Origin of the sequence: Micromonospora mangrovicola, from assembly GCF_047200535.1 — a bacterium.
In the GTDB taxonomy this organism is placed as follows: Bacteria; Actinomycetota; Actinomycetes; order Mycobacteriales; family Micromonosporaceae; genus Micromonospora.
This window is the reverse complement of sequence record NZ_JBJZOG010000094.1, coordinates 1-25,641: the sequence shown is the minus strand read 5'-3', so window position 1 is coordinate 25,641 and position 25,641 is coordinate 1. Positions and strand designations below refer to the sequence as shown.

Annotated in this window: 27 protein-coding genes and 1 pseudogene; 10 read left to right on the top strand and 18 right to left on the bottom strand. The window is 72.7% G+C overall.

Translation table 11 applies throughout. The features are described 5' to 3' along the window. Both ACL02O_RS27225 and ACL02O_RS27220 read left to right on the top strand, forming a co-directional pair. Positions 1–360 (top strand): annotated as a pseudogene (locus ACL02O_RS27225) (DEAD/DEAH box helicase); the annotation flags it as partial. Between the two features lie 108 nt (positions 361–468). Continuing rightward, positions 469–1,089 carry a putative glycolipid-binding domain-containing protein gene (locus tag ACL02O_RS27220; RefSeq protein ID WP_412821015.1) on the top strand — a complete coding sequence of 207 codons (621 nt, stop codon included), beginning with the start codon at positions 469–471 and terminating at the stop codon, positions 1,087–1,089. A 4-nt stretch (positions 1,090–1,093) separates the two neighbouring features. Here ACL02O_RS27220 and cds1 read toward each other — a convergent pair whose 3' ends face one another. From cds1 to ACL02O_RS27205, 3 genes are all read right to left on the bottom strand, one after another. After that, complete coding sequence (gene cds1, locus ACL02O_RS27215; protein WP_412821014.1) at positions 1,094–2,185, bottom strand: L-cysteine desulfhydrase Cds1; 1,092 nt, start codon at positions 2,183–2,185, stop codon at positions 1,094–1,096. A gap of 10 nt (positions 2,186–2,195) precedes the next feature. Beyond that, positions 2,196–3,038, bottom strand: a complete 843-nt coding sequence (locus ACL02O_RS27210) for an SDR family NAD(P)-dependent oxidoreductase (protein WP_412821013.1) — start codon at positions 3,036–3,038, stop codon at positions 2,196–2,198. A 140-nt stretch (positions 3,039–3,178) separates the two neighbouring features. Further along, positions 3,179–3,637: an Lrp/AsnC family transcriptional regulator gene (locus tag ACL02O_RS27205; protein WP_412821012.1), complete on the bottom strand. Its 459-nt coding sequence runs from the start codon at positions 3,635–3,637 to the stop codon at positions 3,179–3,181. A gap of 268 nt (positions 3,638–3,905) precedes the next feature. Between ACL02O_RS27205 and ACL02O_RS27200 the strand changes: the two genes are divergently transcribed. Then, entirely contained in the window at positions 3,906–4,172 is a 267-nt protein-coding gene (locus ACL02O_RS27200; RefSeq protein ID WP_013473529.1) for a BldC family transcriptional regulator, read from the top strand. 30 nt (positions 4,173–4,202) lie between these two features. On the opposite strand, the gene ACL02O_RS27195 is transcribed toward ACL02O_RS27200, so the two are convergent. Further along, on the bottom strand, positions 4,203–4,847 hold the full coding sequence (locus tag ACL02O_RS27195) for a UbiX family flavin prenyltransferase (protein ID WP_412821011.1): 645 nt from the start codon (positions 4,845–4,847) through the stop codon (positions 4,203–4,205). 170 nt (positions 4,848–5,017) lie between these two features. On the opposite strand from ACL02O_RS27195, the gene ACL02O_RS27190 reads away from it, so the two are divergent. Further along, a complete protein-coding gene (locus ACL02O_RS27190) occupies positions 5,018–5,983 on the top strand; it encodes a terpene synthase family protein (RefSeq protein ID WP_412821010.1) in 966 nt (321 codons plus the stop codon). Between the two features lie 8 nt (positions 5,984–5,991). Here the strand turns inward: ACL02O_RS27190 and mqnP are convergent, their stop codons facing one another. The 4 genes from mqnP to ACL02O_RS27170 form a co-directional block, all read right to left on the bottom strand. Further along, positions 5,992–6,903, bottom strand: coding sequence for a menaquinone biosynthesis prenyltransferase MqnP (gene mqnP / locus ACL02O_RS27185; protein ID WP_412821009.1), 912 nt, complete (start codon positions 6,901–6,903; stop codon positions 5,992–5,994). Further along, the gene (locus ACL02O_RS27180) at positions 6,903–8,363 is read right to left on the bottom strand and encodes a menaquinone biosynthesis decarboxylase (RefSeq protein WP_412821008.1); all 1,461 of its coding nucleotides are present in this window, start codon (positions 8,361–8,363) and stop codon (positions 6,903–6,905) included. Before ACL02O_RS27180 ends, mqnP begins: the two co-directional genes overlap by 1 nt. 72 nt (positions 8,364–8,435) lie before the next feature. Then, positions 8,436–9,866 carry an MmgE/PrpD family protein gene (locus tag ACL02O_RS27175; protein WP_412821007.1) on the bottom strand — a complete coding sequence of 477 codons (1,431 nt, stop codon included), beginning with the start codon at positions 9,864–9,866 and terminating at the stop codon, positions 8,436–8,438. A 108-nt stretch (positions 9,867–9,974) separates the two neighbouring features. After that, positions 9,975–10,535, bottom strand: a complete 561-nt coding sequence (locus ACL02O_RS27170) for a carboxymuconolactone decarboxylase family protein (RefSeq protein ID WP_412821006.1) — start codon at positions 10,533–10,535, stop codon at positions 9,975–9,977. Between the two features lie 63 nt (positions 10,536–10,598). Between ACL02O_RS27170 and ACL02O_RS27165 the strand changes: the two genes are divergently transcribed. From ACL02O_RS27165 to ACL02O_RS27150, 4 genes are all read left to right on the top strand, one after another. Next, the gene (locus ACL02O_RS27165; RefSeq protein WP_412821005.1) at positions 10,599–11,069 is read left to right on the top strand and encodes a MarR family winged helix-turn-helix transcriptional regulator; all 471 of its coding nucleotides are present in this window, start codon (positions 10,599–10,601) and stop codon (positions 11,067–11,069) included. 121 nt (positions 11,070–11,190) lie between these two features. Then, positions 11,191–11,775 carry an RNA polymerase sigma factor gene (locus ACL02O_RS27160; RefSeq protein ID WP_412821004.1) on the top strand — a complete coding sequence of 195 codons (585 nt, stop codon included), beginning with the start codon at positions 11,191–11,193 and terminating at the stop codon, positions 11,773–11,775. Continuing rightward, positions 11,772–12,758 (top strand): CU044_5270 family protein, encoded by a 987-nt coding sequence (locus ACL02O_RS27155; RefSeq protein WP_412821003.1) that lies wholly within the window; start codon positions 11,772–11,774, stop codon positions 12,756–12,758. Before ACL02O_RS27160 ends, ACL02O_RS27155 begins: the two co-directional genes overlap by 4 nt. 105 nt (positions 12,759–12,863) lie before the next feature. Then, a complete protein-coding gene (locus tag ACL02O_RS27150) occupies positions 12,864–13,064 on the top strand; it encodes a hypothetical protein (RefSeq protein WP_412821002.1) in 201 nt (66 codons plus the stop codon). Between the two features lie 52 nt (positions 13,065–13,116). Here ACL02O_RS27150 and ccsB read toward each other — a convergent pair whose 3' ends face one another. From ccsB to hemL, 6 genes are all read right to left on the bottom strand, one after another. Beyond that, entirely contained in the window at positions 13,117–14,097 is a 981-nt protein-coding gene (gene ccsB, locus ACL02O_RS27145; protein WP_412821001.1) for a c-type cytochrome biogenesis protein CcsB, read from the bottom strand. After that, positions 14,097–15,713, bottom strand: coding sequence for a cytochrome c biogenesis protein ResB (gene resB / locus ACL02O_RS27140; RefSeq protein WP_412821000.1), 1,617 nt, complete (start codon positions 15,711–15,713; stop codon positions 14,097–14,099). The genes ccsB and resB overlap by 1 nt, the downstream gene beginning before the upstream one ends. Continuing rightward, positions 15,713–16,555: a cytochrome c biogenesis CcdA family protein gene (locus tag ACL02O_RS27135; protein WP_412820999.1), complete on the bottom strand. Its 843-nt coding sequence runs from the start codon at positions 16,553–16,555 to the stop codon at positions 15,713–15,715. The genes resB and ACL02O_RS27135 overlap by 1 nt, the downstream gene beginning before the upstream one ends. Next, the gene (locus tag ACL02O_RS27130) at positions 16,555–17,127 is read right to left on the bottom strand and encodes a TlpA family protein disulfide reductase (RefSeq protein WP_412820998.1); all 573 of its coding nucleotides are present in this window, start codon (positions 17,125–17,127) and stop codon (positions 16,555–16,557) included. The genes ACL02O_RS27135 and ACL02O_RS27130 overlap by 1 nt, the downstream gene beginning before the upstream one ends. Then, positions 17,127–17,774 carry a histidine phosphatase family protein gene (locus tag ACL02O_RS27125; protein WP_412820997.1) on the bottom strand — a complete coding sequence of 216 codons (648 nt, stop codon included), beginning with the start codon at positions 17,772–17,774 and terminating at the stop codon, positions 17,127–17,129. The genes ACL02O_RS27130 and ACL02O_RS27125 overlap by 1 nt, the downstream gene beginning before the upstream one ends. A gap of 118 nt (positions 17,775–17,892) precedes the next feature. After that, positions 17,893–19,236 (bottom strand): glutamate-1-semialdehyde 2,1-aminomutase, encoded by a 1,344-nt coding sequence (hemL, locus tag ACL02O_RS27120; protein ID WP_412820996.1) that lies wholly within the window; start codon positions 19,234–19,236, stop codon positions 17,893–17,895. A gap of 150 nt (positions 19,237–19,386) precedes the next feature. Between hemL and ACL02O_RS27115 the strand changes: the two genes are divergently transcribed. Next, a complete protein-coding gene (locus ACL02O_RS27115) occupies positions 19,387–19,716 on the top strand; it encodes an STAS domain-containing protein (RefSeq protein WP_412820995.1) in 330 nt (109 codons plus the stop codon). A gap of 91 nt (positions 19,717–19,807) precedes the next feature. Here ACL02O_RS27115 and ACL02O_RS27110 read toward each other — a convergent pair whose 3' ends face one another. Together ACL02O_RS27110 and ACL02O_RS27105 are read right to left on the bottom strand one after the other, a co-directional pair. Further along, on the bottom strand, positions 19,808–21,400 hold the full coding sequence (locus ACL02O_RS27110; RefSeq protein ID WP_412820994.1) for an ABC transporter permease: 1,593 nt from the start codon (positions 21,398–21,400) through the stop codon (positions 19,808–19,810). Beyond that, positions 21,397–22,299, bottom strand: a complete 903-nt coding sequence (locus ACL02O_RS27105; RefSeq protein WP_412820993.1) for an ABC transporter ATP-binding protein — start codon at positions 22,297–22,299, stop codon at positions 21,397–21,399. The genes ACL02O_RS27110 and ACL02O_RS27105 overlap by 4 nt, the downstream gene beginning before the upstream one ends. A gap of 67 nt (positions 22,300–22,366) precedes the next feature. On the opposite strand from ACL02O_RS27105, the gene ACL02O_RS27100 reads away from it, so the two are divergent. Then, a complete protein-coding gene (locus ACL02O_RS27100; protein ID WP_412820992.1) occupies positions 22,367–22,894 on the top strand; it encodes a GbsR/MarR family transcriptional regulator in 528 nt (175 codons plus the stop codon). A gap of 29 nt (positions 22,895–22,923) precedes the next feature. Here the strand turns inward: ACL02O_RS27100 and ACL02O_RS27095 are convergent, their stop codons facing one another. Both ACL02O_RS27095 and ACL02O_RS27090 read right to left on the bottom strand, forming a co-directional pair. After that, on the bottom strand, positions 22,924–23,481 hold the full coding sequence (locus ACL02O_RS27095; RefSeq protein WP_412820991.1) for a response regulator: 558 nt from the start codon (positions 23,479–23,481) through the stop codon (positions 22,924–22,926). Next, the coding region (locus ACL02O_RS27090; protein WP_412820990.1) for a hybrid sensor histidine kinase/response regulator at positions 23,478–25,641 on the bottom strand (2,164 nt) is incomplete at its 5' end. The genes ACL02O_RS27090 and ACL02O_RS27095, both read right to left, overlap by 4 nt.

Sequence of the window (25,641 nt, the reverse complement as noted above, 5' to 3'; positions counted from 1 at the left end):
CGCGGTGAGCGGCGCTTCGGCGACCGGGACGACCGCCGGTTCGGCGACCGACGGGGTGCCGGCGAGCGTGATTCGGGCGCGGACCGACGCCTCGACGACCGGCCGAGCGGCGGACGCGACTTCGGTCACCGCGAGGGGCGCGGGGAGCGTCGGTTCGCCGACCGCGGCGAGCGCGGCCCGTTCGACCGGGACCGCGACGAGCGCCGGTTCGGCGACGGCGACGGCCGGGCTGACCGGCGTTTCGGCGAGCGGGGTGGGGACTTCCGGTCCCCGGACCGGCGGGGCGGTTTCCGGCCGGAGACCCGGGGCCGGGACGACCGGCGGGGCTTCGGCGGGCGCCCGCCGGCACGCACCCACTGACCTGATGCGACGACGGGACGCCGCCGTCGGGCCACCCGCCCGGCGGCGGCGTTTCCGCATCCCGAGCCGGTGCCCGTCCGGTGGCGTAACGTCCGGTTCATGCCGACCATGCCGAAGTCCCTCTTCTGGGCCAGGACCGACACCGCCGGCTCCGAGCACGTCGTACTCAACGACCGTCAGGGTCTCGCCGCGCAGGGCGTGGCGCTGGCCGTCGACCCGATCCCGTACACCTGCCGGTACCGGCTGACGGTCGACGCGGACTGGGCGACCAGCCGGCTGGAGGCCGAGGTCGAGGGGGCCGGCTGGGCGCGGAGCGTACGTCTGGAGCGGGGCGGCGACGGCTGGCAGGTGCGGACCGGCGAAGAGGGCGACCTGGACGCGGCGTTGCAGGCGGCCGGCCACCCGCCGGGCGGGCTGCCGGGCACCGACGAGCCGGAGCGGCTGATCGAGGCGCTCGACGTCGACCTGGGCGGGTCGCCGCTGTTCAACACCCTGCCGGTGCGCCGGCTCGGGCTGGGCCGGGCCCCGGCGGACCTGGCCCGGCAGATCACCGCCGCGTGGGTCCTGGTGCCCAGCCTGGTCGTGGTCCCCGTCGAGCAGGTCTACACCTCGCTCGGGCCCGGTCGGGTCCGCTTCGCGAGCGGCACCTTCACCGCCGACCTGGACGTGGACCCGGAGGGCTTCGTGGTCCGCTACCCCGGGCTGGCCGAGCGGATCGGGTCGCGCTGACCCGTCAGGCCGGCCAGGCGCCGGTGGCGAGGAACCGGTCGATGGTGGCCAGGTGCGGGGCGAGGTCCAACCCCTGCCCGGCCACCCACTCGTCGGCGTAGTAGGTGTTGGCGTAGCGGTCCCCGGGGTCGCAGATCAGGGTGACCACCGAGCCGGTCCGGCCGGCGGCGAGCATCTCGGCGATCAATCCGAACGCGCCCCACAGGTTGGTGCCGGTGGAGCCGCCGACCCGACGGCCGAGCACGTTCGACCCGGCCCGCATCGCGGCCAGCGAGGCGGCGTCCGGCACCCGGACCATCCGGTCCACCACGGAGGGCAGGAAGGACGCCTCGACGCAGGGCCGCCCGATGCCCTCGATCCGGGAGCCGCGGTCGGTCCGTACCGACCAGTCGGCGGCCTGCCAGGCGGGGTAGAAGGCGGAGTTCTCCGGGTCGACCACGCAGAGCTTGGTGGGCAGCCGCTGGTAGCGGGCGTACCGGCCGATGGTGGCGCTGGTGCCGCCGGTGCCGGCGCCCACCACGATCCAGGCCGGCACGGGGTGCCGCTCCAGCGCGAGCTGGGCATAGATCGACTCGGCGATGTTGTTGTTGCCGCGCCAGTCGGTGGCCCGCTCGGCGTAGGTGAACTGGTCCATGAAGTGCCCGCCGGTGTCCTCGGCGAGCCAGCGCGCCTCGATCACCACCTTCGCCGGGTCGTGGACCAGGTGGCAGCGCCCGCCCTGGAACTCGATCTGGGCGATCTTCTCCGGCGAGGTGGAGGCCGGCATGACCGCGATGAACGGCAGCCCCAGCATCCGGGCGAAGTACGCCTCGGAGACGGCGGTCGACCCGGAGGACGCCTCGATGATCGCGGTCTCCGGGCCGATCCAGCCGTTGCACAGGCCGTACAGGAAGAGCGAGCGGGCTAGCCGGTGCTTGAGTGAGCCGGTGGGGTGCACCGACTCGTCCTTGAGGTAGAGGTCGATCCCCCACGCCCGGGGCAGCGGGAAGGGCAGGAGGTGGGTGTCGGCTGAGCGGTTGGCGTCCGCCTCGACCGTGGCGATCGCCTCGGTCACCCAGGTCCGGCTGGCCTCGTCACACCGGTCGAGATGAGTCACGCCGGCAACGTTACAAGTGAGGTCGGCTCGCGTCCGGGCGGGTCCGTCGGGCCTGCCGGCGCTGGCCGGCCCGGCCCGCCGCCCGGACCACCGGGGTCAACGCCAGGGCCAGCCGGGGGAAGGTGTCGAGGAGCCGGACCTGGGCGCCGCGCCAGCGCGGCAGGGTGACCACCGGGCGCGGGCGCCGGGCCAGCCGCACGGCCCGCGCGGCCACCTGCTCCGGCGTCAGCAGCGTCCCGGTGAAGGAGGCCAGGGCACCCGGGTCGTCCAGCTTGTCGTGCAGCATCGGCGTCCAGATCCCGTCCGGGCACAGGCACGACACGTGTACGCCCTGAACGCCGGCCATCCGCAGGTCGGTGAGGGTGCCGAGGCTGAACGCGAGCAGGGCGTGCTTGCTGGCCGCGTAGACGGTCTCCCCCGGGGCGGCGATCAGGCCGGCGAGGGACACGATGTTGAGCACGTGCCCGTGCCCCTGCCGCCGCATGACGGCCAGGGCGGCGAGGGTGCCGTTCATCGCCCCGAGCGCGTTCACCTCGACCAGCCGGCGTCGGGTCGCCGCGTCGTGCGTCCAGGCCGGGCCGGTGGCCAGGATGCCGGCGTTGTTCACCCAGAGGCCCAGCCCACCGTCGGCGCCCGCCGCCGCGGCGGCCACCTCGGCGCAGGCCGCCTCGTCGCGTACGTCGAACGGGCGGGACCAGCCGCCGAGCGGCGCGGCGGTGGTGGCCACGGCCTCGGCGTCCACGTCGGTGAGCAGGACCCGCCAGCCGTCGGCGTGCAGCGCGGCGGCGATCGCCCGCCCCAGCCCGCCGGCCGCCCCGGTCACCACGGCCGCGCCCCGCGTCGAGTTCGTCATCGGCGCACGCTAACGCCGCAAGCGGATCGAGACCAGAGCCGCCCGGCCCGTGCCGGTCCGCCGCTCGCCCGAGGCGACCGATTCTGCCGTGCCCCCGGTCGAGGTCGCCGGGACCCGGCTGGACACACCGGGTGGCGAGGTCAGGAGGCGGGCGGCTCGACCGGCTGCGGGCGGTTCTCCCACTTGGTGGACAGCGCTATGCCGGTCCGGGTGGAGGCGACCCCCGGCGTCCGGTTCAGCCGGACGATCAGCTGCTCCAGCTCGGCGATGGTGCCCACCCGAGCCTTGAGCAGGAAGGACTCGACCCCGGCCATGAAGTAGCAGGATTCGATCTCCGGCATCTGCCGGAACGCCTCCAGCACGTCGTCGGTGTCGGCTGTGGAGTCCTCGACGATGCCGATCAACGCGGTGACCCCGAGCCCGATCGCCTCCGGCTCGACCTCGGCCCGGTAGGCCCGGATGACCCCGCCCGACTCGAGCTTGCCGACCCGCTCGTGCACGGCCGGGGCGGAGAGCCCGACCTGGCGGGCCAGCTCCGCGTAGGACAGGCGGGCGTTGCCGCGCAGCAGCTCCACGAGGCTCAGGTCGATCGTGTCCACGGAGAGTGACCCTATCCGTTCCACCGTAACGTGAGACGGCCGGCACCAGTTGAACATGACATCACGTTGCCATTCACAAACGGATCGCCATGGGGGCTCTTCGCCGGTACCATTTACTAACTTCTCATCATGTGCGTTTTTCGCGTTTGGCGGACAGGCTAGGCCGCCGGTGCTGTAATTGCCATACGTCCCTCATGACGGCTCTGGGCTCGCACCGGCCGGGGGCAGTGTGTTCAGCCGGGGGCTTCGTCGACGCGAGGAGGGGGCTGTGGACACTGGAGATCGCCTGCTGACACCGGGAGAGGTCGCTGCGCTGTTTCGGGTTGACCCGAAGACCGTGACCAGATGGGCAGCGGCCGGCCGGATAGGCAGCATCCGGACTCCAGGCGGGCATCGCCGGTTTCGGGAATCCGAGGTGCGAGCCCTGCTTGAAGGGGAGGGCATGCTGGACGAGGCGGAGGACATGGGCAAGGCGCGCAACATGGGCCCGACCGCCTCGACCGGACCGGGCCCGGCGAACGCCGGCATGTACTGAGTCGGCACCGATCGGGGCGCGGACCGGGCGTCAGGCCCGCTCCGCGTCCCGTCGGGCCGCCGCCAGCTCACCCGACCAGCGCCGGAACAGGGTGTGCGGCACGCCGAGCGCGTCCAGCACCTTGCCAGCCACGAAGTCGACCAGTTGCTGGGCGGAGGCCGCCGCCCCGGCCCCGTAGAAGCCGGGGCTGGCCGGCAGCACGACGGCACCGGCGTCGTGCAGCGCGATGAGGTGCTCGAGGTGGCTGCGGGTCACCGGGGTCTCCCGGGGCACCACCACCACCGACCGCCGCTCTTTCAGATTCACCTCGGCGGCGCGCTGCAACAGGTCCTTGGAGAGCCCGATCGCGATGCCGGCGCAGGCCGCCGTGCTCGCCGGGACGACCGCCATCCCGCGTGCCCGGTAGGAGCCGCTGCTGGGGCCGGCGGCCAGGTCACCGGCGGGCCAGTGCCGCAGATCAGCGCCGGTGAGGTCGCGGCCCAGCCAGGCCGCGAGGTCCTCGGCCCAGTGCCCGTCCCGGAACGGCCGGCCGGTCTCATCGAGGATGGTCAACCGGGCGGCCCGGGAGACGATCAGGTCCACCGCCGCACCGGCGTCGAGCAGGCCGCGGACGACCGCAGCCGCGTACGGCGTGCCGGACGCCCCGGAAACGCCGACCACCCATGGTTCGCGCATGCCGTCAAGCGTGCCTGGTCGGCTCCGGTCCCGGGCAGGCACCCCCGGAACGTACCGTCCCGGACGTCCTGGTTGTCCCACGACAAGCGGCGTTGTCCACCCGGACAACGGCCGGCCCGACAACCTGCCATGCTTCCGTCGGCGATCCACGTCCATGGAAGGGACCGGTGATGACGGCGGCGGTGCTCCGGTCGCTGCGGTCCGACTGCCCGATCGCGCCCCGGCTCTCTCCGCACGCCGACCGGGTGCAGGACTGGCTGGTCGACCAGCTCGACGCGCTCGATCTGCCACTGGACGCCGCCGACCGGAAGCGGCTGGCCCGGGCCGGCTTCGCCCGATACGCCGGCCGGCTCTACCCGGACGCCAGCGAGCCCGACCTGCGGACGCTGACCGCGCTGTTCGCCTGGTTCTTCCTGGTCGACGACGCCTGCGACGGCCCGGGCCGGCCGGATCCCGCCCCGATCCGGGCGCTGCGGGACGGCGCCCTCGCCCTGCTCCGGGAGGGGCCCCGGGCCCGGCAGCCCGGCTTCTCCGGCCCGCTACGCCGGCTGCTGGTGCGGGCCTGGCGCGAGCCCCGGCGCCGGATGCCGGCCCGCTGGCGGCTGCGCTTCGCCGACGCGGTCGCCGACCACCTCGACGGCGTCTGGCGGCAGGCGGTGGCCCGCGGCGCCGGCCGCCCGCCCGGGGTCGACGAGTACATCGAGCTCCGCCGGGCCACCTCGGCCGCGTACGTGGCATACCCGCTGATCGAGTTCGCGGCCCGCCGCCCGCTGCCCGACGCGGTCTACCACCACCCCGCGCTGCGCCGGCTGGGCCAGCTCGCCAACGATCTGCTCTCCTGGTTCAACGACATCGCCTCGCTGGACCGGGACCAGGCCACGGCCGGGGGCCACAACCTGGTGCTGGCGGTGGCCGCCGAGCGGGGCGTGCCGGTGGAGGCGGCGGTGGAGCTGGTCGCCGCGCGCTGGCGGGCCGAGATGGCCCGCTTCACGGCGTTGCGCGCCGCCGTGCCGTCGTTCGGTCCGGCGCTGGACGAGTCGGTCGCCACCCATCTCGACGGGGTGGCCGCCGCGATCCGGGGCACCGTCGACTGGACGCTGGAGAGCGCCCGTTATCCGGTCACCGCCGGCGGCTGAGCCGCGCTTCAGGGACGCAGGCCGAGGCGGATCACCAGGTCGAGCAGGGCGAAGACGAACAGCGCGATGCCGACGAAGCCGTTGGCGGTGAAGAACGCCCGGTTGACCTTGCTGAGGTCGGCCGGGTTGACCACCAGGTGCTGGTAGCCGAAGGCGGCCGCGGTGAGCGCCAGCCCGATCCACCACAGCCAGCCGAAGCCGACCAGCGCGCCGAACCAGATGAACAGCGCGAACGTGATCACGTGCGCCGCCGTGGAGGCGTGCAGCGCGAAGCGCAGCCCGTACCGGGCGGGGACGCTGTGCACCCCGATCTCCCGGTCCACGTCGGCGTCCTGGCAGGCGTAGATCAGGTCGAAGCCGCCGATCCAGAGGCCGACGGCGGCGCCGAGCAGCCAGGCCGGCCAGGAGCCGGCGAGGGTGCCGGTGACCGCCAGCCACGCGCCGATCGGGCCGACCGCCTGGGCGATCGCCAGGATGGCGTGCGGCCAGTTGGTGAACCGCTTGCCGTACGGGTAGACGACCAACGGGACCACGGCGAGCGGCGCGAGCACCAGGCAGAGCGGGTTGAGCAGGGCGGCGGCGGCGAGGAAGACCACCAGTGCGACGGCCGCCCCGGTCCAGGCCGTGCGCACGCTCACCGCCCCGGTGACCAGCTCCCGGTTCGCGGTGCGGGGGTTCCGGGCGTCGATCCGCCGGTCGAGGATCCGGTTGGCGGCCATGGCGAAGGTCCGCGCCCCGACCATCGCCACGGTGATCAGCAGCAGGTCGAGCCAGCGGACGTGCCCGCCCTCGACCTGCATCGCGGTCAGCGCCGAGAGGTACGCGAACGGCAGCGCGAAGACCGAGTGTTCGATCGCGACCAGTTTGAGGAAGGACTTGACCCGACCCGGACGTTCGACGGGCTCCAGCACGGCCGTCATCAGATCCCGTACTCCTTCCAGCGCTTGTCGACCAGCGAGGTCACCTCGGGCGACATGGTCATCTCTTCCGGCCAGCCCCGGGTGTAGCCCTCGGTGGGCAGCTTGCGGGTCGCGTCGATGCCCGCCTTGCCGCCCCAGAACTGCTGGTACGACGAGTGGTCGAGGTGGTCGACCGGGCCCTCGGTGACCAGCAGGTCCCGGGCGTAGTCGACGTTGCCGAAGGCGCGGAACGCGACCTCGTTGTAGTCGTGCACGTCGCAGTCCTCGTCGACGATCACGATCAGCTTGGTCAGCGACATCAGGTGCGCGCCCCAGATCGCGTTCATCACCTTCTGCGCGTGCTTCGGGTAGCGCTTGCGGATGGAGACGATCGCGCAGTTGTGGAAGACACCGGCGGCCGGCAGGTCGTAGTCGACGATGTCCGGGATCATCAGCTTGAGCAGCGGCAGGAAGATCCGCTCGGTGGCCTTGCCGAGGCCGTGGTCCTCCTGCGGCGGCTTGGACGTGACGATCGAGTGGTAGACCGCGTCGCGCTGCATGGTCATTGTCTCGACGTGCAGCACCGGGAAAGGCTCGACCGGGGTGTAGAAGCCGGTGTGGTCACCGAACGGGCCCTCGGGCAGCCGCTCGCCGGGCTCCAGGTAGCCCTCGAGCACCACCTGGGCGTGCGCCGGAACCTGCAACGGCACGGTCAGGCAGTCGACCATCTCCACCCGCTCGCCGCGCAGGAAGCCGGCGAACAGGTACTCGTCGATGTCGCTGGGGAGCGGCGCGGTCGCGGCGTACGAGACCACCGGGTCGCAGCCGATGGCGATGGCGACCGGCAGGCGCTGGCCGAGCCGTTCGGCGACGGCGTGGTGTGCGGTGGAGTCCTTGTGGATCTGCCAGTGCATGCCCAGCGTGTTCCGGCTGTGCTGCTGGAGCCGGTAGAGGCCGAGGTTCCGCTTGCCGGTCTCCGGGTGCTTGGTGTGGGTGAGCCCGTAGTTGTGGAAGATCCCGCCGTCGCCGGGCCACACCTGGAGGCCGGGCAGCCGGTTGAGGTCGACGTCGTCACCGGAGTACACCACCTGCTGGCAGGGTGCGGTCTTCACCTTGCGCGGCGGCACCGACTTGAGCTGCATGACCTTGCCCAGGCCCTCGCGGATGCCGGACCAGCCGACCGGCAGGTCCGGCTTGATCAGCCCGCCGATCCGCTCGCCGATCTCGTCCAGCGTGTCGACGCCGAGCGCCATCGCCATCCGCTTCTCGGTGCCGAACAGGTTGATCGCCACCGGCAGCTCGCCGCGGGTCGGCCGCTCGAAGAGCAGCGCCGGGCCGCCGGCCCGGACGGTCCGGGTGACCACCTCGCTGATCTCCAGCGTGGGGTCGACCGGGACACTCACCCGCCGCAGCTCGCCCGCGCGCTCCAGGGCCGCGAGGAAGTCCTTGAGGTCGGTGTACGGGAAGCCACGAGCCGCCATGACAGCCAGTCTCCCGCACCGGCCCGGGGTCGACCATGTGGGGGCCGCCGCAGCCGGTGACGCACCCGGTGGTCACGCGAACGGATCGCCGACGGCGGGCGCCAGCAGGTCGAGGAGTTCCCGAGGTGCGTCGGGACGTTCGTCCAGCCGCAGCACCAGTTCCTCGATGGCCCGCTGGCGGCGCCGGTCGACCACCCGGCCGGTCAGTTCGCGGTACTTCTCGATGATCTGGGCGTCGGTGAGCGGGCGTTCCGGCGAGCCGAGCGGCCGGTCGACGCACCGCTCGTACGCCCTGCCGTCCCTGGTCAGCACCCGGAGCCGGGCGCGGTTCGCCGATCCGGACGGGCGCCCGTCGCCGGACACCCGGGTCAGCTCGATCAGCCGCCACACGTCGTCCCGGTCGACGCGGTCCGGCCGGAACTGCTCCATCGACGCCGCCCCGTCGACGAGGGCGACCGCGGTCGAGTAGGTCACCGACATCTGCGCGACGGTGCTGTCGAGGGGCCGGCGCACCGCGAAGGCGGTGTGCCCGAGGACTCCTTCGGCCACCTCGATGGTGACCCGGGTGACATCGCGAGCCTTGAGCTGCTCGTCCTTTCGGAGGGCCAGGGCGGCCTCGATGGCGGGGTGGGTGTAACCCATGGCCGCGTACGGCTTCACCGTGCGCTCCGCCGAGTACCACCGATCGCCCAGCGCGGCGTCGACGCACGCCACGTCGGGGTGGTGCCCCTCGCCGTACACGGCGAGAAAACCGCCGTAGGGGCGTTCGAACACCCGCTTGACGCCGACGTATCCGCTGGCGGCGAGGAGCGCCGCGACGAACCCGTTGCGGGCCGCGAAGCCGTGCTGCATCCGCTTCACCATCGACTCGTACTGCGCCGCCATCAGGCCGGACGACTGGGTCGCGGCGATCCCGAGGGCGTCTTCGAACCGGGCCGGGGTGAACCCATACAGCACCCCGGCGGCGGCCGCCGCCCCGATACCGCCGAAGACCACGCCCGAGTGCCAGCCCCGTGCGGTCAACTCCGGGCCGTGCAGCGCCAGACCCGCCCGGCAGCCGGTCTCGCACCCGAGGATGGCGGCCCGGAGGAGATCGGCCCCGGTGACCGCCGGACGCATCCCCACCACCGCCAGGACGGTCGGCAGCAGCACGGAGTTGGAGTGCCAAGGGATCCGGTACGAGAAGTCGTCCAGCTCGAACCCCTGGATGAAACTGCTGTTGAGCAGGACCGCGGTGGACGGGGACGCCGAACGGGCCCAACCCGCGATCAGGCTGCTGCCCGGCTCGGCGCCGACCAGGGCGCGCACGGCGATGGCGGACCAGGGCAGTCGCGCGCCGACCAGAAGGCAACCGATCCCGTCCAGCGTCAGGTGACGGGCACGGGACCGGACGTCCGGCGGGATGTCGGCGAGCGTGGTGGCGGCGAGCCAATGCGCCAACCGGCCGCTCGGCCCGTCCGGGTCGCTCGGCGCGCCGCCGCCCGTTCGGTACCGGTCCGCCACCGCCGGCCTCCCTCGTCGTCGCCGCCGACCGCGGCTTCCCGGTGCGAGGGACGGGAAACGCGGCGGGAGCGGGCGTCCCGTGGGCCGTGCCGGGCAGCCCGGCCACGCTCACCTCTGCGGCGACCAGGCATACCCGGCGAGTGGTGGGTCGAGCGGGGCGTCGGTCAGCCGGTTGGCGAAGGTCGAGATGGTGTACGTCCCGACGCCGAGCACCACGTCCAGCGCGTGCCGCGGTTGCCACCCGGCGGCGAGGAAGGCGTCCAGGTCGTCGTCGGGAACACCGCCCCGGTGGTCGAGCACGGCCAGGGTGAACCGGCGCAGCGCCTCCAGTCGCGGCTCGGGCAGCGGGGTGCCGGCGCGCAGCGCCGCGACCAGCCCGGTCGTGCCGTCGTGCCGGGCCAGGACGGCGGTGTGCATGGCCACGCAGAGGTGACACTCGTTGCGGGTGGCGACGGTGAGCACCACCACCTCCCGGGCGACCGCGTCGAGGTCGGTGGACTCGAAGACGGCGGTGGCGCCGAGGAAACCCTTGAGCAGTTCCGGCGACTCGGCCATCAGGGCGACGGCGGTGGGCAGGTGGCCCTGCTTGCGGTGCACGCCGGCCATGATCGGCCGGGCGGCGGCGGGCGCGGTCTCCGGGGTGTGGGCGGTGAATGCCGGTCGGGACATGACGGGGCCTCTCGCGTAGAATAGTCAACGTGGTTGACGAGATAGTAAACGAGGTTGTCGAACATGGCAACGCCTGACCGCCCTGGCTTCGCGCTTCCGCTGCTGCTGCTCGCCGGATTCCGCACCCTCATCGACGACCTGCACGCGGAACTGGCCCGGCAGGGGCACCCCGAGCTGCGCCCGGCCCACGGCTTCGTCCTCCAGGCGGTCGGCCCCACCGGCACCACCGCCTCCGACCTGGGCCAACGCCTCGGTGTCTCCAAGCAGGCGGCCGGCAAGACGGTGGACCGGCTGGTGGCGCTCGGCTACCTGGAACGGGCCGACGACCCCGCGGACGCGCGCCGCAAGCTGGTCCGGGTGACCGGAAAGGGACTCGACGGGCTGCGCCGATCCGCCGTGGTCTTCGACCAGCTCCGCGACCGCTGGGCGGCGACCCTGGGCGCCGACCGGGTCGCGGCTCTCGAGGACGACCTGCGCCGGATGGTCCCGGCCGACGTCTTCCGCCTCGACGTCCCCGGCTGGTTCGGCGGCTGAGCACCACTCCGGCCCGGCGTGAACCCGGAACCCCGCTCGCGCAGAGACAGGGTGACAGATCACTCGTGGACGGGAGATTCCTCATGACTCGGCACCAACAAACCGCCCCGCCGTGTTGACGGTGGCCGGTGGCCGAGACGTCGACGACGCCACGGCCATCGCGGCGTCCCACCAGGACGCCGAACAGTTCAGCCTGCTCTACGACCGGTACGCCGGCCAGCTCTACCGGTACGCGTACCGCCGGGTGGGACCGGCACTCGCCGAGGACGTGGTGGCCGACACCTTCGTCGCCGCCTTCCGCCGCCGCAGCGCGTACGACCTGGCCCGCACCGACGCCCGGCCCTGGCTCTGCGGCATCCTGACCAGGGAGATCGCGAGTCGGCGTCGGGCCGAGGAGGCCCACTGGCGGGCACTGGGCCGGGCCGCCGACAGCGACATCGTCGAGAGTTTCGCCGACCAGATCGTCGCGTCGGTCACCGCCCGATCGACCCGGAGGCCGCTGGCCGAGGCGCTGCGCCGACTCTCCCCCGGGGACCGGGACGTGCTGCTCCTCGTCGCCTGGGGCGACCTCAGCTACGAGGAGATCGCCGAGACGCTCCAGATCAAGATCGGCACGGTGCGCTCGCGCCTGCACCGGGCCCGCCGCAAGCTGCGCGCCGCACTGGGCGACAGCGACCCGACCGACATCACCGAGGTGAACCGATGAACGACCTGAAGTCGCTGACCGAACTGGGCCGCACCCTCGACCCGCCCACCGCCACGCCGCCCGCCCGGCTCCGGCACCGGGTGCTCACCGAGGCCACCCAACCGACCCGGGCCTGGCGGCGGTTCCCGGCTCCCCGGCTCGGCTGGCGGCTGGCGGCGGTCGGCGGGCTCGCCGCCGCGGTGACCGTCGGCGTACTGGCCACCCAGGTGGTCTCCTTCGGGGAGCGGACTCCGGTGTCGACCGCCTCCGCCGCCGACCGCATCCTCGCCGGAGCCGCCGACCAGGCCCACCACCGGCCAGCGCTCAGCGTCCGGGGCGACCAGTTCGTCTACGTCGAGTCGCGCACCGTCACGATGAGCGTGCACGAGGACGGATCGGAGCGGGCCACGATCACCCCGGCCCTACGCCGGGTCTGGCTCTCCGCCGACGGCACCCGGGACGGGCTGGTCCGGACCGACAGCGGCGGCGGCCCGCGCGACCTGCCGCTCCCCGGCTGCCGCGGCGGGACCAGCACCGTGTCCAAGAACGGCACGGCTGCGCAGGTGAAGTGCACTCCGGTACCCGGCTACCGGGCCGCCCTGCCCACCGACGCCGATGGCATGCTGCGTCACCTGTACCGCAGTGCCGATGGGACGAAGAATCCCCGCGACCAGGAGGCCTTCGCCGCCGCCGGCGACCTGATCCGGGAGGCGTACCTGTCGCCGGCGTCGCTGGCCGCGGTCTTCGAGGCCGTCGCCCGGATCCCCGGCGTACGGGTCGTCGGCGACGTGACCGACGCGGCGGGCCGGGCCGGGGTGGCCCTGGCCCGCGACGAGGTGCAGGGCCTGCGGGTCGAACTCATCTTCGACCGGACGACCCACGCCTTCCTCGGCGAGCACGAGGTGCTGGCACGGGACGCGTACGGATTGACCGCCGGAACGTCGGTCAACTCGACCGCAGTGCTGAAGATCGCCGTGGTCGACCGCGCCGGACAGCTCCCCTGACGGAAGCGAAGCCCACTCCCAGGCAGTGTGCTGCCACATCCCGCGACGGCCGGGACAGGACCACGGGGCCTGTCCCGGCCGGCCGCCGACGCGCATCATGGGGGCATGAACGACGCGTACGTGGTGGGCGACCCGGACGGCCTCACCCCGCTCCAGGCCGAGATCCGCGACGCCGTCGCCCGGGAGCTGCACGCCCAGTTCGCCCTGCGGGCCGACCGGCTCGACCTGGCCGACCTGCCCGAGGTGGCCTACCAGATCACCCTGCGCGTCGACGGGGTGCTGAGCGCCCGGCGACCGGCCCGCTGAGACGCCGCGACCGCCGAAAGCCGCGGGGCTCCCGGCGGTCGGCGGATACAGGTCAGCTGACCCCGGCGTACGAGTGCAGGCCGGTGAAGAAGAAGTTGACTCCGAACAGGTTCATCAGCATGGTCAGGAAGCCCAGGATGGCGATCCAGGTGGCCATGTTGCGCTTGATGCTCGGGGTGGCCCGGGCGTGCAGGTAGCCGGCGTACACCACCCACGAGATGAAGGCCCAGGTCTCCTTCGGGTCCCAGCCCCAGGCCCGACCCCAGGCCGCCTCGGCCCAGATCGCCCCGGCGATCACCGCGAAGGTGAAGATCGGGAAGGCGAAGGCGTGCAGCGCGAAGGTCAGCCGCTCCAGGCCGGCCGCGGACGGCAGCCGGCGGGCCAGGGTGTACGGGAAGCTCCGCTTCCCCTGCTCCCAGCCGGACCGCATCAGATAGGACGCCGCTGGCACCACGCCCAGCAGGAAGATGCCGGAGGCGAAGACGATGGTCGACACGTGGATGACGAACCAGTACGACTGCAGCGCCGGCATCAGCGGCGTGACCTGCACATAGAGCTTCAGTTCGGCGAACGCCAGCAGCAGCACCATGACCAGGGTGAGGAACAGCCCGAGCCGGCGCAGCTGCGGGCGCTTCCAGAGCACGGCCAGCCACGCCGCGGCCCCGATGAAGGTGACCGTCAGCACGAACTCGTACATGTTGCCCCAGGGCATCCGCTCGGCGGCGACGCCCCGGGTGACCAGCGCGCCCAGGTGCAGTGCCGCGGCGAGCGCGGTGACCCAGGCGGCGGTCTTCCCGGCCACCACGGCCCGCCCGGCCGAGCGACCGGGCCGGGTCTCGGCCGGTACGGCGCGCTCCTCGACGGTTCCGCCGGCACCGCCGACGCCCGCGCCGACCAACTCCCGGGCGGGGGCGGCGGCCTTCGCCGGCACCGCGCGGGCGTTGCCGAGCGCGTACTCGACGGCGTGGCTGATCATGGCGACCAGGTACGCCAGGATCGCGTACGTGACCAGCTGGTCGGAGAGTGCGGACATCACTCGTCTCCTTCTCGCGCCCGCCGGCCGTCCCGCCCGTCGTCGCTCACCGCGCCGACGAGCTGCGCGAACTCGTCGGCGAACCCCGGATGCTCGGTGCGCGGCAGCCCACCGGCCTCCACCAAGCTACTACCGCTCGTCGGAGATCCATTCTCGGGGGGCGTGACCCGGAACCAGACCCGCCGCCGTCGGGCGAACAGCGAGCCCATCAGCCCGGCGAGCAGCGTCACGCAGGCGCCCAGCAGCAGCGTCTGCCCCGGGGCGTACCGGACAGAGATGTTGGCGTACGGCCTGGTGCCGAGGAACTCCAGCGTGCTGCCGTCGTCCAGCGTCCACCTCTCGCCGACGCCCAGCTTCTTGTCACCGATCTGCTTGAGCTTGCCGTTGTCGATCTGCCGCTGGTCGAGCTTGTAGACCGAGCCGGGGATGCCGGCGTCCAGCCCGAGGTTGCCCCGGTACGCGACCAGCACCACGGCCGGGTTCCGCTCCTCCGGCCACGCCGAGGCGGCGAACGGCGGGCTGTCCGGCGCGGTCGGCAGGTAGAGCCCGTCGAAGGCGACCTGCTGGTCGGGGGCGCGCCTGCCGGTCTTCGGGTCGACGTTCGCGTCCGGGAACGCGGCCACACCCTCCTCGGTGACGTTGTTGTCGCCGGTGGTCAGGAACGGGGTGGTGCTGGTCTGGCTGCGGCCGTACCGGTCGGTGTACCGCAGGATCGGGGCGTACCCGTGGCCGAGCAGGTAGACGTTGGCCGAGCCGAGCCGCAGCGGCGAGTTGACCGAGAAGTTGGCGGTCCGCTTCACGCCGCTGTCCAGGTGGTCCACGGTCACCGTGGCCGAGTAGTGGTCCGGCTGCCCGGACGGCAGGTACTTGGCGTCGAAATGGTCGAGGGAGAGGCAGAACGGCGGCAGGTCGGCGCTGTCCACTCGCGGGCCGAGAGTGGCCTCGGCGTACTGCTGGCGGGTGTTGCAGAAGCCCTCACCTGCCACCAGCAGCTTGATGCCGTGCCAGCCGTACCAGGAGCCGAGCGCGACCCCGAGCAGGACGGCGACCAGCGAGACGTGGAAGAGCAGGTTGCCGGTCTCCTTGAGGTAGCCCTTCTCGGCGGAGACCTCGTCGCCACGGATCACCACCCGCCAGCGGCGGCGGCGCAGCACCGCCGCGATCGCCTCGGCGTCGGCGGCGGCCGGTGCCTCCAGCACCGCGTGCTGGGGCAGCCGGTCGAGCCGCTTCGGCGCGGCCGGCGGCCTCATCCGGAGCGCCCGGAAGTGGTCGCGGGCCCGGGGCAGGATGCAGCCGATCAGCGAGGTGAACAGCAGCAGGTAGATCGCGGAGAACCAGACCGAGCCGAAGACCTCGAACATGCCGATCTGGTCGAGCCGGGGCGCGAGGTCGGGGTGGTCGACGAAGTACTGGTTGACCTTCTCCGGGTTGACCCCGCGCTGCGGCAGCACCGAACCGGGGATGGCGGCGACCGCGAGCAGGAAGAGCAGGATCAGCGCGGTACGCATGCTGGTGAGTTGCCGCCAGGAGTTGCGCAGCAGGGCCAGTACCGGGTTGGGCCGCCGCCGGGGCGCCTCGGCCGGGGGGCCGGCCGGCCGGTCGTCCACGGTCGTCATCAGATGCTCACCTCGCCCGTGCCCACGTGCGTCTGCAGCCAGATCACGAAGTTCTGCCAGCCGCCGGTGACCAGCGCCAGGCCGATCAGGATCAGCAGCGCACCACCGACCCGGGTGACCCAGCGGCTGTTGCGCCGTACGGCGCGGAACACCCCGAGCAGGCGGTGGAAGCCCAGCCCGAAGACGACGAACGGTACCCCCAGCCCGAGGCAGTACGCCACGGCGAGCAGCACCGCCCGGTCGGTCCGACCGTCGACCGTCGCCATGCCGAGCACCGCGCTCAGCGTCGGGCCGGTGCACGGCACCCAGCTGAGCGCGAAGACCACACCGAGGACGGGCGCGCCGAGCAGGCCGGCGGCCGGCAGCCGCTGGATGCGGAACTCGCGCTGCAGGCCGGGGATCACCCCGAGGTAGCCGAGCCCGAGCAGCACGATGAGCGCGCCGATGACCATCTCCAGCGTGCGTTCGTGCTGGAAGAAGAGCTTGCCGACGCCGGAGAAGAGGACCGCGGTGGCGACGAACACGGCGGTGAAACCGGCGATGAAGAGCAGCGTGCCGGTCAGCACCCGCGCCTTGACCGCGGCCCTGGTCCGGGCCTCGGGGGGTGCCGCGACGGCCACCCCGCCCCCGGTCGGGCCGTCGCCCGGGGCGGGCGGCGTCGTCTCGGCCCGGGGCCGGCCCTCCAGGTCGGCACCGGCCAGTCCGGTCACGTACGACAGGTAGCCGGGCATCAGCGGCAGCACGCACGGGGAGAGGAAGCTGACCAGCCCGGCGAGGGCCGCCGCGCCGACGGCCAGCAGCAGCGGGCCGGACTCGGCGAGCTGGCGGAACGTCTCGCCCATCAGCGGGATCCGGACGCGGGCTGCTCGGCCGCGATCCGCTCGACGGTGGGGCGCAGCCCCTCCTGCGTGACCGCGGCCCGGATCACCGTGGCGATCCGGCCCTCGCGGTCGAGCACGACGGTGGCCGGGATGGTGTTCGGCGGGATGTCCAGGGCCAGCGCCAGCCGGCTCGCCGGGTCGAAGAGGCTCGGGTAGCTGACCCGGCCCTCCTCGAAGGCGAGCGCCTTGTCCTTGCTGTCCTGCACGTTGATGCCGAGGAAGGTGACCCCGGAACCCTTGGTCGCCTGGTAGGTGGCCTCCAGGTCGTCCGCCTCGGCGCGGCAGGGCGCGCACCAGGAACCCCAGAAGTTGACCACCACGACCTTGCCCCGGTCCTGGGCGACGTCGTACCGGCCGCCGGTGAGCAGGTCACCGGCGAGCTTGGGGGCCTTCGACCGCTGGTCGGGGGCGCAATCGATGACGCCCTTCCGGTCCGAACAGCGGCTCTCCTGACTTCCGGAGGAGCAGCCGACCAGCGCCGTGCCGGCGGCGATGGCGGAGAGCAGGGCGGCGACGAGCCTCCGGGTGCGCATCAGGCTCCCTTGGCCGTCCGCGCGGTCGGCGAGATCGCGATCAGGTGGGCCGCCGGCTCGGTGTACCCGATGCCGACGATCTTGGCACCGTCGAAGTGGAACGAGGTGAGGCTGGCCAGGCCGCACTGCCTCCGGCGCGGGTCGTGCCAGAGGCGCTTGCGCTCGACGTACCGCCGCAGGGTCCAGATGGGGAGCTGGTGGGAGACGAGCACGGCCTCGCGGCCCTCGGCGGCCACCCGGGCGGCGTGCAGCGCGGCGAACATCCGCTCGGCGATCACCCGGTACGCCTCGCCCCAGGACGGGGTGACCGGGTCGCGCAGCACCCACCAGTTGCGCGGGTCGCGGAACGAGCCGTCGCCCGGGGATACCTTCTTGCCCTCGAACCAGTTGGCGCTCTCGATCAGCCGCTCGTCCACCCCGACCGGCAGCCCGAACTGGGCGGCGATCGGCTCGGCGGTCTGCTGGGCGCGCTCCAGCGGGCTGGCCACCACGTGCACCACGGTCCGCTCGGCGAGCGCCTGGGCGGCGGCCTTGGCCATCTGGACGCCCAGCTCGGAGAGGCGGAAGCCGGGCAGCCGGCCGTACAGGATGCCGTCCGGGTTGTGCACCTCGCCGTGCCGCAGCACGTGGACCACCGTCTCGCTCACGACCGCGCCCCCTTCGTTCGCGACTGCGGGGCTCGCAGGCCCGGCTCACGCCTCCCGCTCACGGGTGCCCCCTTCGTTCGCGACTGCGGGGCTCGCAGGCCCGGCTCACTCCTCCCGCTCACCGCTGCTCCCCGTTTCCGGCCACTGCCGCCGCTGCCGCCGCCGCGGGCAGAGCATCGGCGATCTGCTCGAGGGCGGCGGCGTCGATCGCCGTCGACACGAACCACGACTCGAACGCGCTCGGCGGCAGGTAGACGCCGGCGGCGAGCATCGCGTGGAAGAACGCCTTGAACGCGGGCACCTGCTGGGTGCGGGCGCTGTCGTAGTCGACGACGTCGGCGTCGGTGAAGAAGATCGAGAACATGTTGCCCGCGTACGACAGCCGGTGCGGGACGCCGGCGGCGGCCAGCGCGTCGGCGGCGAGCTTGCCCACCACGGCGGCCGTCTCGTCGAGCTTGCGGTAGAGGGCGTCGTCAGCCAGCCGCAGCGTGGCCAGGCCGGCGGCGCAGGCGAGCGGGTTACCGGAGAGGGTGCCGGCCTGGTAGACCGGGCCGGCCGGGGCCAGCTTCGCCATGATCTCCGTCCGGCCGCCGAACGCCGCGGCGGGCAGGCCCCCACCCATGACCTTCCCGTACGTCCACAGGTCCGCGTCGGAGGCGTCGAGGCCGTGCCAGCCGGCGCGGGAGACCCGGAACCCGGTCATCACCTCGTCGACGACGAGCAGCGCGCCGTGCGCGTGGGCGATCCGGGCGAGCTGCTGGTTGAAGCCGTCCTGCGGGGCGATCACGCCCATGTTGCCGGCGGCTGCCTCGGTGATGACCGCGGCGATGTGCGGGCCCTCGGCGGCGAAGACCTGCTCCACCGCGCGGAGGTCGTTGTACGGCAGCACGATGGTGTCGCCGGCGGCCGCCCCGGTCACGCCGGGCGAGTCGGGCAGGCCGAAGGTGGCCACGCCCGAGCCGGCGGCGGCGAGCAGCGCGTCGGAGTGGCCGTGGTAGCAGCCGGAGAACTTGACGATCTTGGCGCGGCCGGTGAAGCCACGGGCCAGCCGGATCGCCGACATCGTCGCTTCGGTGCCCGAGTTGACCAGCCGGACCTGCTCGACCGGGGTACGCGCGACGATCTCCGCGGCCAGGTCGACCTCGCCGGGGGTCGGGGTGCCGAAGCTGGTGCCGAGCGCGGCGGCCTCGCGCAGCGCCTCGACCACCTCCGGGTGGGCGTGCCCGAGAATCAGCGGACCCCAGGAGCAGACCAGGTCGACGTAGCGGCGACCGTCGGCGTCGAAGAGCCAGGGACCCTCCCCCCGGACCATGAAGCGCGGGGTGCCGCCGACGGCACGGAACGCACGCACGGGGGAGTTCACCCCGCCGGGCACGATGGCCTTGGCGCGGTCGAACAGGGCCTCGGAGGCCGGTGCCTCGGCCGGGTAGCGGCCGGATCCGGCGGAAAGGGTCTCGGTCACGATGCCGCCATTGTGTCAGCGCCGGACGGCCGGTCGGCAGCCACCCCGCACCGCGGGTTACCGGGCTCACGCCCCGCGCGGCGACCGCATGATCGACGAACGGCCGTGGCTAGGCGGGCCCGGTGGTTGAGATCGCGCTAGGCTGACGCGGTGGATCGTGCCGAACTGTCCATCGCGGTACACCGGACGGGCGATGAAGCTGTGCTTCGCCTCGCCGGTGAGATCGACATGCTCACGGCCGCCCAGCTGTCGACCGTCGTCAATGAAATGTTGACCGACGCCCCGCCGCGCATCGTGCTCGACCTGGGCGGGGTGACCTTCTGCGACTCGCAGGGGCTGGGCACCCTGGTGGTGCTCAGCCGCAAGGCCAGCCACGCCCAGAGCCTGCTGGTGCTGAGCAACGTCGGCGATTTCCTCCTCCGCGTCCTGGACATCACCGGCCTGCGCAGCGCCCTGATGATCCGCAACGAAGCCGCCTGACCCACCCCCTCCTGGTCAATCAAGGGGTTTGCGTCCGACCGCAGCCGGTCCCTGACGCAAACCCCTTGATCAACGCCTGCCGCGGCTCCGGTCAGGTGGTGGGGACGTCGCGGCGGTGGAAAGATGCCAGGCCGAGCGCCGAGAGGGCCAGGGCCAGCGCGGTGAGGGTCCAGAGCGGAGTGGCGCTCCAGCCGGGGCCGAGGGTCTGCGGGGTGTGCGTGAACGGGGAGACGTCCAGCAGCCACTGGCTCAACTTCAGCACCGCGCCGAGTTGACCGAGCAGCACGCAGACCGCGAGCACTCCCCAGGCCACCGGCGCGAGCCGGGGCAGCAGGCCGAAAAGCAGCACCGCGAACCCGGCCAGCACCCAGGCCGCCGGCACCTGGGCCAGCGCGGCGCCGAGCATCCGGGGCAGCTCGGCCGGTACGTCGTGCACGCTCAGCCCGTACGTCAGGCCGGTGGCGAGACCGGTCGCGGCGAGCACCACCGCCGGACCGAGCAGCGCGAACGCCGCGTGGGAGAGCAGCCAGGTCGAACGGTGCGTCTCCGTGGCCAGCAGCGGCTCGGTGCGCCCGGCCACCTCTTCCGCGCGCATCCGCAGCGCGGCCTGGACGCCGTACCCGGCCGCCGCCAGGCCGGCCAGGCTGAGCGTCGCGCCGAGGTACGCGTCGGCCAGCCCGGTCGCGCCCCCGATCCGGGCCATGATCTCCTCCAGCTGCGGGTTCCCCTCCACCGAGCGGCCGGCGGCCTTCGCGGCCCCGCCGAGGATCAGCCCGAGCAGGCCGAAGCCGACCGACCACCAGAGGATCTGCCCCCGGTGCAGCCGCCAGGCCAGTCCGAACGGCCCGGCGAGGGCGGGACCGGCGGTCGGCCGCCCGAGCCGGGCCGGCAGCAGCCCGGCGCCCAGGTCGCGCCGCACCGACACCGGGTACGCGACCGCCGCCACCAGGGCCGACACGACCAGCGGCAGCACCAGCACCCACCAGCGCTCCCCCGCGTACGGCCGCACGCGCGGAGCCCAGCCCAGCGGGGAGAGCCAACTCGGCCAGTCGTTGGCGGCGGTGTCCCCGACCATCCGCAGCGCGAAGGCGGCGGCGAGGACCGCGATCCCGATCCCCCGCGCCCCGCCCGCCGTCTCGGTGAGCTGGGCGGCCAGCCCGCCGATCGTCGCGAAGACGACGCCGGTCAGCGCGACGGCGAAGCCGTACGCGTACGAGCCGGCCGCGGGCAGCCCGGTGCTCGCCAGCCCGGCGGCGGTGAGCAGGCCCAGCAGCAGGTCGGCCAGGTACGTGACGAGCAGCGCGGCGGTCAGCCCGGCGTACCGGCCGAGCACGGTTGCGCCGAGCAGTTCCCGCCGACCGGCCTCCTCCTCGGTGCGGGTGTGCCGGATGACGGTGAGCAGGCTGGCCAGCCCGACGATCACGAGCAGGAACCCGCCGCGCTGGGCGGCCAGCGCGCCGACGCTCTCGCCGTAGAGCGGGCCGAGCAGCGCGACGATCGACGGGTTGCGGGCCGTGCCGGCGGCGTACGCGGCCCGCTGGGCCGCCGTCGGGAAGAGATCGAAGAAGCTGGCCGCGTAGGTCATCGGCAGGACGGACAGGAGCAGCACCCAGAGCGGGAGCAGGAAACGGTCCCGGCGCAGGATCAGCCGGACCAGGTGGCGGGTGCCGGCCAGGGTGGTCACGCGGTCACCTCGGCCGGGTTCGCCTCGTAGTGCCGCAGGAACAGCTCCTCGAGCGTCGGCGGCTTGCTGATCAGGCTGCGTACGCCCAGCTCGGTGAGGCACCGCAGGGCGGCGTCCAGCGCGGCGGCGTCCACGTCGAAACGCACCCGACTGCCGTCGACCCGCAGGTCGTGCACGCCGGGCAGGTCGGCCAGCCCGTCCAGCGGGGCGGCCAGCTCGACCTCGATCGAGGTGCGGTGCAGGTGACGCAGGTCGCCGAGGGTGCCGGACTCCACGGCCCGGCCGTTGCGGATGATCGTCACCCGGTCGCAGAGCGCCTCCACCTCGGCCAGGATGTGGCTGGACAGCAGCACGGTGCGGCCGTCCTGCTTGGCGCGGTGCACCCAGTGCTGGAAGACCTCCTCCATCAGCGGGTCCAGCCCCGAGGTCGGCTCGTCGAGGATCAGCAGCTCGACGTCGGAGGCGAGCGCGGCGACCAGGCCGACCTTCTGCCGGTTGCCCTTCGAGTAGGCCCGGCCCTTCTTGCGCGGATCCAGCTCGAAGGACTCCAGCAGCTCGGCGCGGCGCTTCGGGTCGAGCCCGCCGCGCATCCGGCCGAGCAGGTCGATGACCTCACCGCCGCTCAGGGTGGGCCAGAGGGTGACGTCGCCGGGCACGTACGCCAGCCGGCGGTGCAGGGCGACGGCGTCCCGCCAGGGGTCGCCGCCGAGTAGTCGGACGGCCCCCGCGTCCGCCCGCAGCAGGCCGAGGAGCACCCGGATGGTGGTGGACTTCCCCGAACCGTTGGGGCCGAGGAACCCGTGCACCTCTCCGGCGCGCACGGTCAGGTCGAGTCCGTCGAGCGCTCGGGTCCGGCCGAAGGTCTTCACCAGGCCGGACACCTCAATGGGAGTTTCCATGCTTCGGAAGCTACGCGCGTTTCACAAACTTGTGAAGATAGTGAGATCTGAGAGACGATCGGGTGTGATGAGCACCGAGGAGACGACGCCGATGATCGAGCTGCCCCGCCGGGACGAGGAAGAGGTCCACCTCTTCGTCGAACGGATGGCGATGGCGTTCGCCGACGTCGGCTTTCCCCGGATGGCCGGCCGGGTGCTCTTCACCGTGATGAGCGCGGACGAGCCGCTGACCGCCGCCGAGATCGGCGAACGGCTGGGCGTCAGCGCCGCGGCCGTCTCCGGCGCGGTCCGCTACCTGACCCAGTTCGCCATGCTGGTCCGCGAGCCGGTCAAGGGCTCCCGGCGGGATCGCTACCGGCTGCCGGACAACCCCTGGTACGAGGCCACCATCACCAAGACCGGCCTGTACAAGAACTTCATCGACATCGCCAACGGCGGCGTGGACGCGCTCCTCGGGCGGACCACGCCGGCCGGCGAGCGGGTGGCCGAGATGCGGGACTTCTTCCTCTTCGTGCAGGAGGAGATCGACGCCCTCGGCGAGCGGTGGCGGGCCAGGCGCGCCGCCAACGGGCACGGCCGCCCGGCCGACGCCTGAGGCCGCGGCCCGGACGTCGCGCCGCGGCCTCAGGGGGTGTTGCCCCAGCGGGCCTGCTCCAGGATGTCCACCGCCCGGTCCCGGGCCTCCGGTCCGTCATCGGCGCGCAGCAGGGCGGTCGCCTCGTCCACCGCTTCGGTGAGCACCCGCCACTGCAGGTCCCGCTCCCGCACCAGGTCGGACTGGGCGGCGAGCTGCCGGGTCTTCACCCACAGCTCCACGAAGACCGACACCTTGGCCCGCAGCACCCACGGGTCGAACGGCTTGGTCAGGTAGTCGACCGCGCCGACCGCGTAGCCGCGCAGGGCCAGCTGGGCGTCCTTGTCCGCCGCGGTGAGGAAGATGATCGGCACGTGCCGGGTCCGCTCCCGCCGCTTGATGTGGGTGGCGGTCTCGAAGCCGTCCATGTCGGGCATCTGGGCGTCGAGCAGGATGACCGCGAAGTCGTCGACCAGGAGCTGCTTCAGCGCCGCCTCGCCGCTCTCCACGGCGACCGACTGCACCGGAAGCCCCTGGAGGATGGCCTCAAGGGCCATCAGGTTCTCCCGCCGGTCGTCCACCAGCAGCGCCTTGGCCGTCTGGGTCACTGCGTCTCCTCGCCTCGGCTCCGGCTGATCCAGGTCGCCATCATCTCGATCAAGTCGTCCAGGTCCACCGGCTTGGTGATGTAGTCGCTGCCCCCGGCCGCGATCGCCGACTCCCGGTCACCGGGCATCGCCTTCGCGGTCAGGAAGACGATCGGCAGGTCCGCGAAGCGGTGGTTGCGACGGATCTGCCGGGTCGTCTCGTAGCCGTCCTGGTCCGGCATCATCGCGTCCATCAGCACGATGTCCACCTCCGGATGCTCGGCCAGCTGGCGGACGCCGTCCGCCCCGTTGTCCGAGTACAACACGGTCATCCCATGAAGCTCCAACGCGGAGGTCAGCGCGAAGACGTTCCGGACGTCGTCGTCGACGATCAGAACGGTCACGCCCTCCAGCCGCCGGGTCGCCGGGGTCTCCGCCGGCTGGGGCAGCTCCATCGGCATCAGCAGCGATGACGGCAGGCCCGCGCGCTGCGGCGACGGCGGCGCCGGCGCGACCACCGCGTCCGGCGCCAGCACGTCCGGTACGAAGAGGGTGAACGTCGACCCCTGCCCGGGCGCCGAGGAAACGGTGATCGTGCCGCCGAGCAGGCGGGCCAGGTCCCGGCTGATCGACAGGCCCAGCCCGGTGCCGCCGTACCGCCGGCTGGTCGTGCCGTCGGCCTGCTGGAACGCCTCGAAGATCAGCGACAGCTTGTCGTCGGAGATGCCGATGCCGGTGTCGATCACGGTGAACGCGATGACGTGCCGGGCGTTGGTCAACGCCGGAACGTCGAAGACCGCGTTCTCCGCGGCCGGCGCGATCCGCAGCGTCACCGCGCCGTTGTCCGTGAACTTGACCGCGTTGGAGAGCAGGTTGCGCAGGATCTGCTGCAACCGCTGGGCATCGGTGACCAGGGCCGGCGGCAGTTCCTTGCTGACCCGGACCTGGAAGTCGAGGCTCTTCTCCTCGGCCTGCGGGGCGAACGCCTGCTCGACGTACCCGCGGATCTCGGCGAACCGGACCTCGGTCGGCTCCACGTCCATCCGGCCCGCCTCGATCTTGGACAGGTCGAGGATGTCGTCGATCAGCGAGAGCAGGTCGGAGCCGGCGCTGTGGATCGTCCGCGCGAACTCGATCTGCTTCGGGCTCAGGTTCTGCTCCGTGTTCTCGGCCAGCAACCGGGCCAGCAGCAGCAGCGAGTTCAGCGGCGTACGCAGCTCATGGCTCATGTTCGCCAGGAACTCCGACTTGTACGCCGACGCCCGGGTGAGCTGCTGCGCCTTCTCCTCCAGGCCGAGCCGGGCCAGTTCGATCTCCCGGTTCTGCGTCTCGATGTTGGCCTTCTGCTCCGACAGCAGCCGGGCCTTGTCCTCCAGCTCGGCGTTGGTGCGCTGGAGCTCCGCCGACTGCTCCTGAAGTTCGTGCGCCAGCCGCTGCGACTGGGCCAGCAGCTCCTCCGTACGCCGGTTGGCCTGGATGGTGTTCACCGCGATACCGATCGTGGTGACCAGCCGTTCCAGGAAGGACAGGTGCAGCTCGGAAAAGGTGGTCACCCCGGCGAACTCGATCACGCCGAGCAGCTCGCCCTCGAAGAGCACGGGCAGCACCACCAGATCGGCCGGGGGCGTCTCGGCCAGCCCGGAGCGGAGCACCAGGCGGCCGTCGGGCTGCGTGTTGACCCGGATCGTGCGCCGGGAGAGGGCGGCCTGCCCGACCATGCCCTCGCCGGGCCCGAAGGTCACGTCGTGCCCGCGCGCCACGTAGCCGTACGAGGCGGTGAGCCGCAGCCGCATGCTCCCCTCGGAGCTGTCCTCCAGGAAGAACGCGCCGAGCTGCGCGTCGACCAGCGGGGTCACCTCCATCATGATCATGCGGCAGACCTCGCCGAGGTCCCGCTGACCCTGGAGCAGGCCGCCGATCCGGGCCAGGTTGGAGTCGAGCCAGCCCTGCTCGGCGTTCTTCTTGGTCGTCTCCCTGAGGGTGACGATCATCTGGTTGATGTTGTCCTTCAGCTCGGCGACCTCGCCCTGCGCCTTGACCGCGATCCGCTGGGTCATGTCGCCCCGGGTCACCGAGGTGGAAACCTGGGCGATGGCGCGCAGCTGGGTGGTGAGGGTCGAGGCGAGCTGGTTGACGTTCTCGGTGAGGTCGCGCCAGGTGCCCGAGACGCCCTTCACCTGG

What these genes read in the sequence shown, in the direction of transcription:
- ACL02O_RS27220 (WP_412821015.1), top strand. Translation starts at nt 469, where the DNA reads ATGCCGAAGTCCCTCTTCTGGGCCAGGACCGACACCGCCGGCTCCGAG.
- ACL02O_RS27210 (WP_412821013.1), bottom strand. Translation starts at nt 3,038, where the DNA reads ATGACGAACTCGACGCGGGGCGCGGCCGTGGTGACCGGGGCGGCCGGC.
- ACL02O_RS27195 (WP_412821011.1), bottom strand. Translation starts at nt 4,847, where the DNA reads ATGCGCGAACCATGGGTGGTCGGCGTTTCCGGGGCGTCCGGCACGCCG.
- ACL02O_RS27190 (WP_412821010.1), top strand. Translation starts at nt 5,018, where the DNA reads ATGACGGCGGCGGTGCTCCGGTCGCTGCGGTCCGACTGCCCGATCGCG.
- mqnP (WP_412821009.1), bottom strand. Translation starts at nt 6,903, where the DNA reads ATGACGGCCGTGCTGGAGCCCGTCGAACGTCCGGGTCGGGTCAAGTCC.
- ACL02O_RS27180 (WP_412821008.1), bottom strand. Translation starts at nt 8,363, where the DNA reads ATGGCGGCTCGTGGCTTCCCGTACACCGACCTCAAGGACTTCCTCGCG.
- ACL02O_RS27170 (WP_412821006.1), bottom strand. Translation starts at nt 10,535, where the DNA reads ATGTCCCGACCGGCATTCACCGCCCACACCCCGGAGACCGCGCCCGCC.
- ACL02O_RS27165 (WP_412821005.1), top strand. Translation starts at nt 10,599, where the DNA reads ATGGCAACGCCTGACCGCCCTGGCTTCGCGCTTCCGCTGCTGCTGCTC.
- ACL02O_RS27155 (WP_412821003.1), top strand. Translation starts at nt 11,772, where the DNA reads ATGAACGACCTGAAGTCGCTGACCGAACTGGGCCGCACCCTCGACCCG.
- ACL02O_RS27150 (WP_412821002.1), top strand. Translation starts at nt 12,864, where the DNA reads ATGAACGACGCGTACGTGGTGGGCGACCCGGACGGCCTCACCCCGCTC.
- ccsB (WP_412821001.1), bottom strand. Translation starts at nt 14,097, where the DNA reads ATGTCCGCACTCTCCGACCAGCTGGTCACGTACGCGATCCTGGCGTAC.
- resB (WP_412821000.1), bottom strand. Translation starts at nt 15,713, where the DNA reads ATGACGACCGTGGACGACCGGCCGGCCGGCCCCCCGGCCGAGGCGCCC.
- ACL02O_RS27135 (WP_412820999.1), bottom strand. Translation starts at nt 16,555, where the DNA reads ATGGGCGAGACGTTCCGCCAGCTCGCCGAGTCCGGCCCGCTGCTGCTG.
- ACL02O_RS27130 (WP_412820998.1), bottom strand. Translation starts at nt 17,127, where the DNA reads ATGCGCACCCGGAGGCTCGTCGCCGCCCTGCTCTCCGCCATCGCCGCC.
- ACL02O_RS27105 (WP_412820993.1), bottom strand. Translation starts at nt 22,299, where the DNA reads ATGGAAACTCCCATTGAGGTGTCCGGCCTGGTGAAGACCTTCGGCCGG.
- ACL02O_RS27100 (WP_412820992.1), top strand. Translation starts at nt 22,367, where the DNA reads ATGAGCACCGAGGAGACGACGCCGATGATCGAGCTGCCCCGCCGGGAC.